15 protein-coding genes and 1 pseudogene are annotated in these 14589 nt (G+C 69.4%); 1 reads left to right on the top strand and 15 read right to left on the bottom strand.

The window, feature by feature from the left end; genetic code table 11:
* Window positions 1-29: 29 nt before the first annotated feature.
* The 7 genes from AC1P0E_RS24765 to rpsB form a co-directional block, all read right to left on the bottom strand.
* Window positions 30-1124, bottom strand: a complete 1095-nt coding sequence (locus AC1P0E_RS24765) for a thiamine ABC transporter substrate-binding protein (RefSeq protein ID WP_482744314.1) — start codon at window positions 1122-1124, stop codon at window positions 30-32.
* A 218-nt stretch (window positions 1125-1342) separates the two neighbouring features.
* Complete coding sequence (rlmN, locus tag AC1P0E_RS24760) at window positions 1343-2449, bottom strand: dual-specificity RNA methyltransferase RlmN (protein ID WP_482744313.1); 1107 nt, start codon at window positions 2447-2449, stop codon at window positions 1343-1345.
* Window positions 2450-2528: 79 nt separating this feature from the next.
* Complete coding sequence (locus AC1P0E_RS24755) at window positions 2529-3527, bottom strand: phosphatidate cytidylyltransferase (protein ID WP_482744312.1); 999 nt, start codon at window positions 3525-3527, stop codon at window positions 2529-2531.
* Entirely contained in the window at window positions 3527-4084 is a 558-nt protein-coding gene (gene frr / locus AC1P0E_RS24750; protein ID WP_482744311.1) for a ribosome recycling factor, read from the bottom strand. Before frr ends, AC1P0E_RS24755 begins: the two co-directional genes overlap by 1 nt.
* A gap of 130 nt (window positions 4085-4214) precedes the next feature.
* Window positions 4215-4970 carry a UMP kinase gene (gene pyrH, locus AC1P0E_RS24745; protein ID WP_482744310.1) on the bottom strand — a complete coding sequence of 252 codons (756 nt, stop codon included), beginning with the start codon at window positions 4968-4970 and terminating at the stop codon, window positions 4215-4217.
* Window positions 4971-5127: 157 nt separating this feature from the next.
* Window positions 5128-5964 (bottom strand): translation elongation factor Ts, encoded by an 837-nt coding sequence (gene tsf, locus AC1P0E_RS24740; protein ID WP_482744309.1) that lies wholly within the window; start codon window positions 5962-5964, stop codon window positions 5128-5130.
* 101 nt (window positions 5965-6065) lie between these two features.
* Window positions 6066-7013, bottom strand: a complete 948-nt coding sequence (rpsB, locus tag AC1P0E_RS24735) for a 30S ribosomal protein S2 (protein WP_482744308.1) — start codon at window positions 7011-7013, stop codon at window positions 6066-6068.
* A 279-nt stretch (window positions 7014-7292) separates the two neighbouring features.
* Here rpsB and AC1P0E_RS24730 point away from each other — a divergent pair.
* A pseudogene (locus AC1P0E_RS24730) lies at window positions 7293-7805 on the top strand (murein hydrolase activator EnvC family protein); the annotation flags it as partial.
* Window positions 7806-7879: 74 nt separating this feature from the next.
* On the opposite strand, the gene AC1P0E_RS24725 reads toward AC1P0E_RS24730, so the two are convergent.
* The 8 genes from AC1P0E_RS24725 to lepB form a co-directional block, all read right to left on the bottom strand.
* Entirely contained in the window at window positions 7880-8437 is a 558-nt protein-coding gene (locus tag AC1P0E_RS24725; RefSeq protein ID WP_482745889.1) for a TetR/AcrR family transcriptional regulator, read from the bottom strand.
* A 107-nt stretch (window positions 8438-8544) separates the two neighbouring features.
* Window positions 8545-9381, bottom strand: coding sequence for an RNA polymerase sigma factor WhiG (gene whiG, locus AC1P0E_RS24720; RefSeq protein ID WP_482744307.1), 837 nt, complete (start codon window positions 9379-9381; stop codon window positions 8545-8547).
* 241 nt (window positions 9382-9622) lie between these two features.
* Window positions 9623-10813, bottom strand: a complete 1191-nt coding sequence (gene dprA / locus AC1P0E_RS24715; protein ID WP_482745888.1) for a DNA-processing protein DprA — start codon at window positions 10811-10813, stop codon at window positions 9623-9625.
* 38 nt (window positions 10814-10851) lie between these two features.
* On the bottom strand, window positions 10852-12477 hold the full coding sequence (locus AC1P0E_RS24710; protein WP_482744306.1) for a YifB family Mg chelatase-like AAA ATPase: 1626 nt from the start codon (window positions 12475-12477) through the stop codon (window positions 10852-10854).
* A gap of 1 nt (window position 12478) precedes the next feature.
* Window positions 12479-12847, bottom strand: coding sequence for a YraN family protein (locus AC1P0E_RS24705; RefSeq protein ID WP_482744305.1), 369 nt, complete (start codon window positions 12845-12847; stop codon window positions 12479-12481).
* Window positions 12848-12930: 83 nt separating this feature from the next.
* Window positions 12931-13239 carry a DUF2469 domain-containing protein gene (locus AC1P0E_RS24700; protein ID WP_003993268.1) on the bottom strand — a complete coding sequence of 103 codons (309 nt, stop codon included), beginning with the start codon at window positions 13237-13239 and terminating at the stop codon, window positions 12931-12933.
* Window positions 13240-13294: 55 nt separating this feature from the next.
* Window positions 13295-13825, bottom strand: a complete 531-nt coding sequence (locus AC1P0E_RS24695; RefSeq protein ID WP_482744304.1) for an NUDIX hydrolase — start codon at window positions 13823-13825, stop codon at window positions 13295-13297.
* Entirely contained in the window at window positions 13815-14546 is a 732-nt protein-coding gene (lepB, locus tag AC1P0E_RS24690; RefSeq protein ID WP_482744303.1) for a signal peptidase I, read from the bottom strand. The genes AC1P0E_RS24695 and lepB overlap by 11 nt, the downstream gene beginning before the upstream one ends.
* Window positions 14547-14589: the final 43 nt, after the last annotated feature.

Raw genomic sequence — 14589 nt, 5'->3', positions numbered from 1 at the left:
CCGCACCGCGCTCCCGCGCATGGCCCTGCCTACTTCAGGACGAGCGAGGACCACGACTTGACCCACTGCTCGCGGTTGTCAGCGATCTTGTCCGGGGCCACGGTCTGCGGCTTGTCGACGACCACGCCGTGCTTCGTGAACAGCTCGGGCAGCTTCGCGTCCTTGACCACCGGGTTCACGAACATGTTCAGCGGCATGTCCTCCTGGAACTTCTTCCCGATGAGGAAGTCGATGAGCGCCTTGCCGCCCTCCTCGTTCTTCGCGCCGGTCAGCAGTCCCGCGAATTCGGTCTGCCGGAAGCAGGTGCCGGTCGCGACGCCGGTCGGCGCCTCCTTGGGCTGCGGCTCGGCGTACAGCACCTCGACGGGCGGGCTGGAGGCGTACGAGACGACGAGCGGCCGGTCGGCCTTCGCCTTCCTACCGCCCGCGGAGCCGGAGAACTCCTCGTTGTACGCCTGCTCCCAGCCGTCGACGACCTTGACCCCATTCGCCCTGAGCTTCTTCCAGTAACCCTGCCAGCCGTCGTCGCCGTACTGCCCGACCGTGCCGAGCAGGAAGCCGAGGCCGGGCGAGGAGGTCGCGGCGTTCTCGGTGACGAGGAGGTTCTTGTACGCGGGCTTGATCAGGTCGTCGAAGGACTTCGGCGGCGCGAGCTTCTTGTCGGCGAAGTACTTCTTGTCGTAGTTGACGCAGATGTCGCCGGTGTCGACGGGCGTGACGCGGTGCTTGTCACCGTCGAGCTGGACACCTTCGGGTATCGCGCCCAGCCCCTTGGCCTCGTACGGCGTGAAGATGCCGTTGTCGAGGGCGCGCGAGAGCAGCGTGTTGTCGACACCGAAGAAGACGTCGCCGCGCGGGGAGCCCTTGGTGAGGATCTCCTGGTTGAGGGCGGCGCCCGCGTCCCCGCTCTTGAGTACCTTGACCGTGTAGCCGGTCTCCTTGGTGAACGCCTTCAGTACGGCGTCGGAGGCGTTGAACGAGTCGTGGCTGACGAGCGTCACGGCCTTGGACTTCTTCTGCCCGTCGCCGGACCCGGAGTCGTCCTTGCCCCCGCATGCCGCGAGGGTCGAGACGCCGAGCGCGGCGGCCAGAGCCGTGACCGCGAACTTCTTGGTGGTGCTCACTGAATTCCTCCTGGGATGGGACATCCAGGAAGAGACGCGGCCCTGCCCGGTGGAAAACGGGCAGGGCGCAACAGCTCGAGTAGCGACCGAACTTCCTACCCAGAATGACCTGGGCAAGGTTCAGAGGGTCTGCGGCGTACCGCACTCTCAGCGCTGTGGCGCTCCCCTGTCGGAATATGTAAATGTGCGGCCCACGTTACACGGGCCCTCTCACCGGCCTAGCGCTCGGTGGCCGCCAGCTGCCCGCACGCTCCGTCGATCTCCTGGCCACGGGTGTCCCGTACGGTCACGGGCACGCCGTGAGCCGCGATCGCCTCGACGAATGCCTTCTCGTCCTCGGGACGGGAGGCGGTCCACTTCGAGCCCGGGGTCGGGTTCAGCGGGATCAGGTTGACGTGCACCCGCTTGCCCTTGAGGAGGCGGCCCAGCAGGTCACCGCGCCACGCCTGGTCGTTGATGTCGCGGATCAGGGCGTACTCGATGGAGATCCGGCGGCCGGACTTCTCGGCGTACTCCCACGCCGCGTCCAGCACCTCCCGCACCTTCCAGCGCGTGTTGACCGGCACGAGGGTGTCGCGCAGCTCGTCGTCCGGGGCGTGCAGCGAGACCGCGAGGCGGCACTTGAAGCCCTCGTCGGCGAACCGCAGCATTGCCGGAACCAGGCCCACGGTCGAGACGGTGATGCCGCGCTGCGACAGCCCGAGCCCGTCCGGCTCCGGGTCGGTGAGCCGACGAATCGCACCCACCACGCGCTTGTAGTTGGCGAGCGGCTCGCCCATGCCCATGAAGACGATGTTGGACAGCCGCGAGGGGCCGCCCGGAACATCGCCGTCGCGCAGGGCGCGCATGCCGTCGACGATCTGGTGCACGATCTCGGCGGTCGACAGGTTGCGGTCGAGGCCGGCCTGCCCGGTCGCGCAGAACGGACAGTTCATGCCGCACCCGGCCTGCGACGAGATGCACATGGTGACCCGGTCCGGGTAACGCATCAGGACGGACTCGACGAGCGTCCCGTCGTGCATCTTCCACAGCGTCTTGCGGGTGGTGTCGTCGTCGCAGCTGATGTGGCGCAGTACGGTCATCAGCTCGGGCAGCAGCTCCGCCTGGAGCTTCTCGCGCGAGCCGGCGGGGATGTCGGTCCACTCGGCCGGGTCGTGCGCATACCGCGCGAAGTAGTGCTGCGACAGCTGCTTGGCGCGAAACGGCTTCTCGCCGATCGCGGCCACGGCCTCGCGACGCTCGGCGGGCGTGAGGTCGGCGAGATGCCGCGGGGGCTTCTTGGCTCCGCGCGGCGCGACGAAAGTGAGTTCTCCAGGTACAGGCATGGTTCTTCCAGTGTCGCAGACGTACGGAAAGGGGCCTGCCGCCTGTGGACGACAAGCCCCTCGCCGGAAGACGCGCAGGTCAGCCAGTACCTACGAAGATCACAAGCAGCAGCCAGACCACCGGAGCGGTCGGCAGCAAGGAGTCGAGCCGGTCCATGATGCCGCCGTGGCCCGGCAGCAGTGTGCCCATGTCCTTGATGCCGAGATCCCGCTTGATCATGGACTCGCCGAGGTCACCGAGCGTCGCGCTCGCGGCCACGACGAAACCGATCACCAGCCCCTGCCACCACGTGCCGTCGTGCACGAGGAACTCCATGCACAAGGCGCCCGCCGCCATGGCGAAGGCGACCGCGCCGCCCAGCCCTTCCCGCGTCTTCCCGGGGCTGATGCGCGGGGCGAGCTTGTGCGTGCCGAAGCGCCAGCCCACGGCGTACGCCCCGGTGTCGCTGACCACTGTCAGCAACAGGAAGGTCAGGACCCGCTGCGCACCGTCGTCGGCCGCCAGCATCATCGCGACGAACGTCGCCAGGAACGGTACGTAGAACGCCGCGAAGACGCCCGCCGTGACGTCCTTGAGGTAGCCGTCGGGAGGTTCGGTCATCCGCCAGACGAGCACCGCGAGCGCGGTGAGCGCCATGGCGACCCACGCGCCCTCCGCGCCCCTGACGTACCCCGCCACGACCATCGCGGCTCCGCCGACCGCGAGCGGCACCAGCGGAGCCTTGATCCCCTTGCGCTCTTCCAGCCGCGAGGTCAGCTCCCACAGCCCGACCACCACAGCGACCGTTATCACGCCGACGAAGGCGGCTTTCCAGATGAACAGCGACGCGATGATCACCGCGCCGAGTCCCACGCCCACCCCTATGGCGGCACGCAGATCACGCCCCGCACGCTTCTTCTGCGGGGGCGTCGGCGGGGTGGGCATGGGCTCCTCGGGCGGCACGATGGGCATGGGGCGAGTCTGCTCGGCCTGATGCGCATCGTAGGCGGGACCCGCCGGGGCATGCCCCTGGTCGGAGGGTCCCCACGCGGCGGCGTAGTCGCCCCGCGCCGGGGCCCCCCAGGAAGAGTCGTTCATCAGACCTCGAGCAGCTCGGCTTCCTTGTGCTTGAGCAGCTCGTCCACCTGCGCGGCGTACTTCGCGGTGGTGTCGTCGAGCTCCTTCTCCGCACGGCGGACCTCGTCCTCGCCGGACTCCTTGTCCTTGACGAGCTTGTCGAGGGTCTCCTTGGCCTTGCGGCGGACGGCGCGGATCGAGATCTTGGAGTCCTCGGCCTTGGTCTTGGCGACCTTGATGAACTCCTTGCGGCGGTCCTGCGTCAGCTCGGGGAACGTCACCCGGATGATGTTGCCGTCGTTGCTGGGGTTGACGCCCAGGTCGGAGTCGCGGATCGCCTGCTCGATGTTGCGCAGCGCGCTCTTGTCGAACGGCGTCACGACCGCCATCCGCGGCTCGGGAACCGAGAAGGAGGCCAGCTGGTTGATCGGCGTCAGCGCGCCGTAGTAGTCGGCCACGATCTTGTTGAACATCGCCGGGTGCGCACGGCCGGTACGGATCGCGGCGAAGTCCTCCTTGGCCACCACGACGGCCTTCTCCATTTTCTCCTCGGCCTCGAGGAGGATTTCTTCGATCACCACTTGCTCCTGCGTGTCTCGATCGGGCCCGGCATGAACTGCATGAACAGACCCTGTGAACCTGCGTCTGTGAATGTGCGCGTCTTCTCTGCACGGTGTCCGACCGGCAGAGTGTTTGTCCATCCTCCGGTCAGGCCCGGGTGCCCCGGTCGCTCACGAGCGTGCCGATCTTCTCACCCTTGACCGCCCGCGCGATATTGCCCTCGGCGAGCAGCTCGAAGACGAGGATCGGAAGATTGTTGTCCCGGCAGAGGGTGATCGCCGTCATGTCGGCGACCTTGAGGTCCCGGGTGATGACCTCGCCGTACTCGAGCGCGTCGAACTTGACGGCGGCGGGGTTGGCCCGGGGGTCGGAGTCGTAGACCCCGTCGACACCGTTCTTGCCCATCAGCATGACCTCGGCGTCGATCTCCAGGGCCCGCTGGGCGGCGGTGGTGTCGGTGGAGAAGTAGGGCATGCCCATGCCGGCGCCGAAGATGACGACCCGGCCCTTCTCCAGGTGGCGCACGGCGCGCAGCGGGATGTACGGCTCCGCGACCTGGCCCATGGTGATGGCGGTCTGCACGCGGCTGTCGATGCCTTCCTTCTCCAGGAAGTCCTGGAGTGCGAGGCAGTTCATGACCGTACCGAGCATGCCCATGTAGTCCGAGCGGGCCCGGTCCATGCCGCGCTGCTGGAGCTCGGCGCCACGGAAGAAGTTGCCGCCGCCGATGACGACCGCGATCTCCGCACCGTCGCGCACGACGGCGGCGATCTCCCGCGCGATGGCGTGCACCACGTCAGGGTCCACACCCAGGCCGCCGCCGCCCGCGAACGCCTCGCCGGACAGCTTCAGCATGAAACGGCCGGTCACTTTGCCGTCGTCGCTCTTCTGGGTATTCGTCATGGAGATCTCCTAGTGCACATACGAAGAAGGCCATTGCCGGTGGGTGCTGAGTCCCGTGCGCGGCAATGGCCTCCTCGTAAGATCTGCGGTCGTCCGTTACGTACGCGGCCGACTGCTGTAGACCCTAGCGGGGTCTACGCTCGATCGCTGAAACGGACTAGATGCCGACCTTGATGCGCGAGAAGCGCTTCAGGGTGACACCGGCCTCGTCCAGGACCTTCTGGACGGACTTCTTGTTGTCCAGGGCGTACGGCTGGCCGAGGAGGGTGGCCTCCTTGAAGAAGCCGTTGACGCGACCCTCGACGATCTTCGGGAGCGCGGCCTCGGGCTTGCCCTCGGCGCGGGTGGTCTCCTCGGCGACGCGGCGCTCGGCCTCGACGACCTCGGCGGGGACCTCGTCGCGGTCCAGGTACTTCGGCGCGAAGGCGGCGATGTGCTGGGCGATGCCACGGGCCAGCTCGGCGTCGGCCTTGTCCAGCTCGACCAGGACACCGATCTGCGGGGGCAGGTCGGGCATGGTGCGGTGCATGTACGCGCTGACGAAGGCGCCGGTGAACTGCGCGAAGCGGTCCAGGACGATCTTCTCGCCGAGGTTGGCGTTGGCCTCGTCGACGTACGCCTGGACGGTCTTGCCGGGCTCGATCTCGGACGCGAGGAGCGCCGGGATGTCGGCCGGGGACGTGGCGGCGACGTGGGCGGCGAGCGCGTTGGCGACGGCCTGGAACTTGTCGCCCTTGGCGACGAAGTCCGTCTCGCACTTCAGCTCGACGATGACACCGGAGGTGTTGTCGTCGGAGATGAGGGAGACGACGGCACCGTTCTCGGCGGAACGGCCCTCGCGCTTGGCGACGCCCTTCTGACCCTTGATGCGCAGGGCCTCTACGGCCTTGTCGACGCTGCCGTCGGCCTCGTCCAGGGCCTTCTTGCAGTCCATCATGCCCGCGCCGGTGAGCTCGCGGAGCTTCTTGACGTCCGCGGCGGTGTAGTTCGCCATGATCTGTGAATCTCTTTCGAAGTCGAAACGAAGATCTACGGGTGGCGGCGGGGGCGGGCGCTCGTCGCGCCCTCCCCCGCCGTCGTCAACCGTGACGGGTGTCAGGCCTTGTCGGCCTCGGCGGCCGGGGCAGCAGCCTCGGCCTCGACGACCTCGGTGGCCTCGGCGGCCGGAGCGGCAGCCTCGTCGGCCTGCTCGGCGTCGGCGACCTTCTCGGTCTCGGCGGAGGTCTGGACCTCGGCGTCGGCGGCCGGAGCCTCGTCAGCCTTCTTGTCGCCCTCGAGCAGGTCGCGCTCCCACTCGGCGAGCGGCTCGCCGGCGGCCTTCTCGCCCGGCTTGGAGTCGCCGGTGGCGGCGCCGGAACGGGCGATGAGGCCCTCGGCGACGGCGTCGGCGATCACGCGGGTGAGCAGGGTGACGGAGCGGATCGCGTCGTCGTTGCCCGGGATCTTGTAGTCGACCTCGTCGGGGTCGCAGTTGGTGTCGAGGATCGCGACGACCGGGATGTGGAGCTTGCGCGCCTCACCGACGGCGATGTGCTCCTTCTTGGTGTCCACGATCCAGACGGCGCTGGGCACCTTGGACATCTCGCGGATACCGCCGAGGGTCTTCTCCAGCTTGGTCTTCTCGCGGGAGAGGACCAGGAGCTCCTTCTTCGTGAGGCCGGACGCGGCCACATCGTCGAAGTCGATCTGCTCAAGCTCCTTCAGACGCTGAAGGCGCTTGTAGACGGTGGAGAAGTTGGTCAGCATGCCGCCGAGCCAGCGCTGGTTGACGTAGGGCATGCCCACGCGCGTCGCCTGCTCGGCGATCGCTTCCTGCGCCTGCTTCTTGGTGCCGATGAACATGATGGAGCCGCCGTGGGCGACGGTCTCCTTGACGAACTCGTAGGCGCGGTCGATGTACGACAGCGACTGGAGCAGGTCGATGATGTAGATGCCGTTGCGCTCCGTGAAGATGAATCGCTTCATCTTCGGGTTCCAACGACGGGTCTGGTGACCGAAGTGGACGCCGCTTTCCAGCAGCTCCCGCATCGTGACGACGGCCATGGCCGTACTCCTTGAGTTACTCGGTTTGCCGCGTCCGCAGGATTGCGGTCGCGCCTGACGCCCCATGCGCCGTGCCGTGAAGGACCGAGCGGCGCGGCCACCGACCGCAGAGAGGGTGTGGTGGCGGGGCGTGCGAAGTCGACCCGGTGACCCGGATCGCCACAAGAAGTGTACGGGACCTACGCAGTGCCGGGTGACGGCGATGTCCACAACCGGTCCGCCATCCACAGATCGGGGTCATGATCCCCACGAATCGTCTCGTCACGCCACGGTTTGTGGATGCGACGAATGACTGTGCTGGTCCTGACCCTGATCACCGCGATGCTCACCACCGCCGGTGTGATCCCTGATGCGACGACGGTGTGGCCAGTGGGCGAGCGCCCATTGGTAGTACGGGCCTGGGAGCCGCCCCCGACCCCCTACTCGGCAGGCCACCGCGGCGCGGACCTGGCAGCCGAGCCGGGTGAGCCGGTAAGGGCCGCGGCCGCGGGGCGGGTCTTCTTCGCGGGCCCGGTGGCCGGGCGCGGGGTCCTGTCCATCACGTTGCCGGGTACGGGCGAACCGCCGCTGCGGACGACGTACGAACCGGTGCGCGCACTGGTCGGGAAGGGGGAGGAGGTGAGAGCCGGCCAAGTGGTGGGCGTACTTCAGAACGGCCCGTTCCACTGCCCGTCCGGCTGCCTTCACTGGGGCCTGCGCAGAGGGAAGACCTACCTGGACCCACTGACGCTGCTCCCACCGCACCGTCTCCACCGGGGCCCGCCGCGCCTACTGCCGGTCTTCGGTGTTCCGGGAGTCCCGCCGCCTCCGGCGACAGGTCCGGCCGACGCGATGCGCACGACAGTGCCCGCCGCGGGAGCGGGTGGTCAGCCCTGGACCCCGCGCAGCGCCATCGCCGCAGCCGTATCAGCGATCACGCCCGGATCCTCCGCCGCACCGAGCTCGATGCGCCGCACCGCGGCGTCGACGACCCCCTGGAGCATCATCGCCGCCAGCCGCGGCTGCTCGTGGCCGAGCTCGCCGAGCGCTTCGACGATCATCGTCACCAGACCGCCGTGCGCGGCGCGGATCTTCTCGCGGGCCCCCGCGTCGAGCTCGCTGGCGGAGATGGCGACGACGGCGCGGTGACGCCGGTCGCCGACCAGGACGAGCTGCGCACGTACGTACGCCTCGACCTTGCCGGCCGGGGTGCCGGCCCGCTCCATCGCGCTCTCGACCTCCGCGGCCCAGACCGGGAAGTCGACGGCGCACAGCTCTTCGACGACGGAGGCGCGGGAACGGAAGTACTCGTACACGGACGACCGGGCGAGGCCGGTGCGCTCAGCGAGGGCGGGGAAGGTCAGCGCTTCCGTACCGCCTTCGGACAGCAGGGAGCGGGCAGCGTCCAGCAGGGCGCCGCGCTGCATCGTCCGGTGCTCGGCCACCGAGGCCGCTCGAATCCTTGGCACGGTCCCACTCTACGGATGAGCCGCCGCGATGACGATGTAACGAACGACGCAACAAGAGCGGCAGGGACGATTCAGCGCCGTCGTCAGCGCCCCGCGTCGGCCAGCTTCGCCCTCAGCTGGAGCACCGACTTGGTGTGGATCTGGCTGACCCGGCTCTCGGTGACCCCGAGGACATTGCCGATCTCGGCGAGAGTGAGGCCTTCGTAGTAGTACAGCGTGACCACGGTCTTCTCACGTTCGGGAAGCGTATTGATGGCACGAGCCAGCAGCCGGCGCAGCTCCCGGTCCTCGGCCACCTCGACCGGGTTGTCGGCGTGGGTGTCCTCCAGCGTGTCCATCAGACTCAGCCGGTCGCCGCCCTCACCCCCGGCGTGCAGCAGCTCTTCCAGGGCGACGACGTTCGCCAGCGACAACTGGCTGAAAACAGCGTGCAGTTCCTCCAGCAGGATGCCCATCTCCGCAGCGACTTCGCTCTCGGTGGGCGTACGGCGCAACTGCGCCTCCAGCGTCGTGTAGGCGCGCTCGACCGCCTTGGCCTTCTGCCGCACCGAGCGGGGGATCCAGTCCAGGGCCCGCAGTTCGTCGATCATGGCGCCGCGGATGCGGGTGATCGCGTAGGTCTCGAACTTGATGGACCGCTCGATGTCGAACTTCTCAATGGCGTCGATGAGTCCGAAGACTCCGGAGGAGACGAAGTCGGCCTGCTCGACATTGGGCGGCAGCCCGACGCTCACCCGCCCCGCGACGTACTTCACCAGCGGCGAGTAGTGCAGGATCAGCTGCTCCCGCAGCCGCTCGTCGCCCGTGGTCTTGTACGACCGCCACAACTCGTCGACCGACGAGGGTGCGGCGGGCCGCACGCTGCCACGCGCCGCGTGTGGCACTGCCGCGCGGTCAGACCCGGAGGTGTGCTGGGGCATGCGTTGCCTTGAGCCGTTCTGCTGTGACGTCGGGGGAGTCTTGCTTCTGGGCGGGAATCCTCGTGAGCGTAGCGTGACTGCGGTGTCGCAGTCCGCGCAGGATATGGGATGGCCCCCTTCAAGTTGAATGCCGGGAAACACTCCCCTCTCCCGGGCCGTCACCGTGTACGACGGCCCAGGAGAGGGTTCAGGGAGGGCTGAGAAGGTCATCACCAGTACCTTTTCACCCGAATGCCGCTGGTCAAGTACCGCCTCGCCGCACGTTCGCATGGTGTAGGGCCCCCGGCGTCAACTGCCAGCCGTCACCCCGCCGTTCCACGAACCCCAAGGAGTGCAGTTCGTACAGCTTGCCGAGTGCGTCGTCGGGGGTGGTCCCCGCGCCCCGGGCGACGCCGCGCGCGTCGACGGAGCCGCGGGCCGGCAACGACTCCAGCACCAGAGCCGCGACCGGGTCCAGCAGATCCCTGGGCAGTACGGGCCCCCGGCGCGCCGGGGCGAGATCACCGATCCCCCCGACCAGCTCCACCACCTCCGCGGCGTCGGTGACCAGCACGCCCTCGCCCCGCAGCAGTTCGTGCACGCCCGCCGAGAGTCCGCTGGTGGCGGGGCCGGGCACGCCCATCGTGAAACGTCCGAGCCGCTGCGCGCTGCGCGCCGTGACCAGCGAGCCACTGCGGTACTCCGCCTCCACCACGACAGTGCCCCGGGTGAGGGCGGCGATCACCCGGTTCCGGAGGATGAACCGGCTCTGCGTGGGATGACCTCCGGGCGGCAACTCCCCCACCACCAGCCCCTGTTCCGCGATGCGCCCGATCAACTCGGCGTGCCCGCGCGGATAGACGACGTCGACCCCGCAGGCCAGCACCGCGACGGTGGCCCCGCCCGCGGCCAGGGCGCCCCGGTGGGCGGCGCCGTCGACCCCGAACGCGGCCCCGGACACCACGACCCAGCCGCGCTCCGCGAGCCCGGCGCCCAGCGATGCCGCCATGTGTGCCCCGTACGACGTACAGGCCCGGGCCCCGACGACGGCGACGGACCGCAGCGCCCACATCCGCAGATGCGGCCCCCCGCGCACCCACAACCCGACCGGCCGGCCGTCCCCCAGGTCGTCGAGCTGCCCGGGCCACTCCTCGTCGCCGGGGCACACGAACCGACCCCCGACCGCGGCCACAGCCGCCAGGTCCCGCGCGGGGTCGGCCGACGCCGCCCGCATCCGGTAGCCACCGAGGCGCTTCCCCGTCACGCCGGTCAGCACCTCGGCCGCTTCCTCGAAGTCGAGCGAGGTGAGCCTGCGCATCAGCTCCACCGCCCCGCACTCCCGAAGCCACCGCCCGCCGGCCTCGTCCCCCGGCTCGATGACCCGCGTCAGCGCCGCCCTGGCCAGCCGCTCCCGCTCACGCACCTCAAGGGCCACGCCCTCGACCGCCCCCACGGCTGTCCCCTCCGCCGTCTCCTCGCCCGCTGCCCCGCTCACCCCTTACCTCCGATCAGCGCGGGGGCGCCCCGCGCGACCCCCGTACGCAGCTCCAGCGCCAGGTCGACATGGCGTTCGTCGGGCCGGTCCCGCCCGGCAAGATCGGCGACGGTCCAGGCCACGCGCAGCACCCGGTCGAGGCCACGGGCCGTCAGCAGCCCGCGTTCCATGTCCCGCTCGGCAGCCCCGAGGGCCCCGGGCGCCGGCTGCCAGCGGGTACGCAGCTCATGCCCCGGCACGTCACTGTTGGTGTTCCACGGAGTGCCTTCCAGCCGCGCGGCCGCCCGCGCCCTCGCTTCGCGTACGCGCTCCGCGACCGCCGCCGTCGACTCACCGCGCCCGCCCTGGCCCATAAGGTCGGCGCGCTGTACCGGCTCGACCCCGACCCGCAGGTCGACCCGGTCGAGCAGCGGCCCCGACAACCGGGCCTGGTACTTGCGGATCGCCGACGGCGGGCACTCGCACCCCGATCCGTGCAGGGTGTGCCGTCCGCAGGGACACGGATTGGCCGCCAGAACCATCAGGAACCGGGCGGGCAGCCGCACCACCCCCGCGCTCCGCGCCACCACCACATGCCCCGACTCCAGCGGCTGCCGCAACGAGTCCAGGGCCCGCCCGCTGAACTCGGGAGCTTCGTCCAGAAAGAGAATTCCTCGATGCGCCAGCGAGACGGCTCCGGGCCTCGGCAGCCCGTTGCCACCGCCCACCAGCGACTGCATCGTCGCCGAGTGGTGCGGGGCGCAGTACGGCGGTGTCCTCACCAGGGGCTCGCCGGGTGGCAGGATGCCCGCCACCGAGTGCACGGCGGTCACCTCCAGCGACTCCCGCCTGGTCAGCGGCGGCAGGACCCCGGGCATCCGCTCCGCCAGCATCGTCTTGCCCGCTCCCGGCGGCCCGTGGAGCAGGAGGTGGTGGCCTCCCGCGGCAGCAACCTCCAGGGCGGTACGCGCCGCGTGCTGACCGGCGACCTCCGCGAGATCCGGACCGTCGCCCCCACCACTCCTGTCACCGACCGCAAGCCCGGTCCCCACCCCCGCGCCCGGCACCACCAGCCCCGCGAGCATGGCGTCGGGCCGCCCCTCCTCGGCCCGCTCCTCCTCCGGCACCTCGGAGCCGGTCAGCACGGCGATCAGCTGGCGCAGGTTCCGCACGCCGAGGACCGACACCCCGGGCACCAACGCGGCCTCCGCCGCCGTCTGTTCCGGTACGACGACCTGCCGGTACCCGGCTTCGGCGGCGGCGAGGACCGCCGGCAGGACCCCGCGCACCGGCCGGACCCTCCCGTCGAGCCCCAGTTCTCCGATCATCACCAGATCGGCGATCTCCCGGGGGTCGATGCGCTCGGCCGCCCCCAGTACCGCCACCGCGACAGCGAGATCGAATCCGCTCCCGCTTTTGGGGACGAAGGCGGGACTGAGGCCCACCGTGAGCTTCTTCTGCGGCCAGTCGGCGCCCGAGTTGACGACGGCCGCCCGCACTCGGTCCCGGCTCTCGATCAAACTCTTGTCCGGCAGTCCCACCAGCGTGAAGGCGGCCACTCCCGGCTCCAGGTCCGCCTGGACCTCGACCACCACGCCCTCGACCCCGACCAGGGCCACCGAGCACGTGCGCGCGAACCCCATCTCACGCCACCCCCCGTGCATGCTCGACGAGCGGCGCCCCGCGCCGGGGCAGCACCACCCCGACCAGGTCGATACGCACCCCGCCCGGCGGCGGTCCCCCGTGCTCGTGCACCCAGCGCTCGGCAAGGCGGCGCAGCCGCTCCGCCTTCGTGGACCTGAGGGCCTGCATCGGGTGTTCGAACGGTCCGGCCCTGCGGGTCTTGACCTCGCAGACGACCAGTGCGTCGCCGTCCCGGGCGACGATGTCGATCTCTCCCGCGCGGCAGCGCCAGTTGCGCTCCAGGACGGTCATGCCGCCCTCGACGAGCCTGCGCGCCGCGAGCTCCTCGCCGTACCGGCCGAGAGCTCCTGTGGCATTCTTCGCGTTCATCCGGTTCCACCTCCGGAACCGAATGTGCCGCGATCACCGCCAACAAGTGGATCTTGGTGGACTACTCGTCAGTTGTGGAAAAGTCAGCCACTCGGAAGCTCGAGGTCGCTCTTGTTGAGCTCCTCGATATTCACGTCCTTGAACGTGAGCACCCGCACCTGCTTGACGAACCTCGCCGGCCTGTACATGTCCCAGACCCAGGCGTCCGCCATGGAAACTTCGAAGAAGACCTCACCCTGGACCGAGTGCACCTGCATCTCGTAGTCGTTGGTGAGATAGAAACGCCGCTCGGTCTCGATCACGTATTTGAACAGACCGACGACATCGCGGTACTCCCGGTAGAGCTTCAGCTCCATCTCGGTCTCGTACTTCTCGAGGTCCTCGGCGCTCATGGCATGTTCCCCTTCAGCCTTGCGTCCCCCTATTGTGCGCCAGCCCCGTGCGCCCCTATGCGACTTCCGGGGCCAAGACCATCGGCGTACCAGGAGGACCCTCGTCGAGCAGCGTACGCAGCAGCCCGGCGAGCTTGATGGGGTACACCGTCTCACGCGTCGCGGACAGTTCGGCGGAGGTCCACCACCTCAGGCCGGCGACGCTCCGCCGCTCGAGACCGGTCAGTCCGTCCAGCACCGTCTCGGTCCGCGTCGTACGGGCCAGGTAGAACCATTCGTCCTGGTCCCAGCGCCGCCCGTCGAACATGAACGAGCAGTGCCGCTGCCAGATCACCGGGCCGAGCTCGACCTCTGTGATGCCGGTCTCCTCCGCGAGCTCACGCAGCGCCGCCTCGGCCCGCGTCTCCTCGCCCTCCAGCCCGCCACCCGGGGTGAACCACCAGGTCAGCGCCGGTACCTCGGGCTCGTACCCGTGCATCAGCAGGACGCGGTCGTCCGGATCGAGCAGGATCACCCGCGCGACCTTCCGCAGCTGTACCGGCTCTCGCGCCGCTGTTTCCGAGTCCACCGTCACCTCACCGTCCACCGGTACCCGCCTTCCGCCGCCCGACCCGCTTCGCGACAGGTCCGTACGCCGCCCCACCGAAGATCAGCACCACACCCGCCACCACAGCGGCCAGTACCGGAGCGACCGGTCCGGGCTCCGAAACCCCACCGGACAGCGCCTCGAAAGAGTCCGGCCGGTCGATGGTCCCGCCCCACGGCCAGGCCACGGCGTCGACGCGCGCGTCCACCTTCCCCACCGGGACCGTTCCCTTCGCGGCGTCCTCGATGTGCCCCCGCGAGTCCACCGACGTACGCCGCTCGTCACCCAGCAGGAAGAGGTGGCCCTCGGGCACCTCGGACGTGAAGGGGGTGGTCGACGCCGGCTCCCCGTCCTGCAGGTAGGGCTCGTCGAGGGGCTTGCCGTTCAGGGTCAGCCGGCCGTCCTTGCCGCAGCAGGCGACCTTGTCGCCGCCGATCCCGACCACGCGCTTGACCATCGGCAGGTTGCCCCACACGGAGTCGGTGAAGATCACCACGTCTCCGCGCCGCACCTCGCCGCCGTCTATTCGCTCCGCCAGCACCCGGTCCCCGGCCTTGATCGAGGGGGCCATCGAATCGGTCGGCACCGTGTACGGCTTGTACTGCACCGCTCCCCAGGCGAAGCCGCCGAGGAAGAGCACACAGCCGACGGCCACGGCCAGCCCGGACAACGCGTTGCCGAGCCGGCCGTGGCCGCCTTCTTTACGTCCTGTTCCGCTCATCGCAGCGCTCCCCACCTAGGAGATCGAAAATCGCTGATCCGAG

The sequence above is a fragment of the Streptomyces sp. TRD_SC_5 genome (genome assembly GCF_056836825.1).
The sequence above is the reverse complement of the archived record's forward strand: the minus strand, read 5'-3'. Positions and strand labels throughout refer to the sequence as shown.

Bases quoted from the DNA above. Each gene is read 5' to 3' on its own strand.
- rlmN (WP_482744313.1), bottom strand. From the start codon at position 2,449: ATGCCTGTACCTGGAGAACTCACTTTCGTCGCGCCGCGCGGAGCCAAG.
- AC1P0E_RS24755 (WP_482744312.1), bottom strand. From the start codon at position 3,527: ATGAACGACTCTTCCTGGGGGGCCCCGGCGCGGGGCGACTACGCCGCC.
- pyrH (WP_482744310.1), bottom strand. From the start codon at position 4,970: ATGACGAATACCCAGAAGAGCGACGACGGCAAAGTGACCGGCCGTTTC.
- tsf (WP_482744309.1), bottom strand. From the start codon at position 5,964: ATGGCGAACTACACCGCCGCGGACGTCAAGAAGCTCCGCGAGCTCACC.
- rpsB (WP_482744308.1), bottom strand. From the start codon at position 7,013: ATGGCCGTCGTCACGATGCGGGAGCTGCTGGAAAGCGGCGTCCACTTC.
- whiG (WP_482744307.1), bottom strand. From the start codon at position 9,381: ATGCCCCAGCACACCTCCGGGTCTGACCGCGCGGCAGTGCCACACGCG.
- AC1P0E_RS24710 (WP_482744306.1), bottom strand. From the start codon at position 12,477: ATGGGGTTCGCGCGCACGTGCTCGGTGGCCCTGGTCGGGGTCGAGGGC.
- AC1P0E_RS24705 (WP_482744305.1), bottom strand. From the start codon at position 12,847: ATGAACGCGAAGAATGCCACAGGAGCTCTCGGCCGGTACGGCGAGGAG.
- AC1P0E_RS24700 (WP_003993268.1), bottom strand. From the start codon at position 13,239: ATGAGCGCCGAGGACCTCGAGAAGTACGAGACCGAGATGGAGCTGAAG.
- lepB (WP_482744303.1), bottom strand. From the start codon at position 14,546: ATGAGCGGAACAGGACGTAAAGAAGGCGGCCACGGCCGGCTCGGCAAC.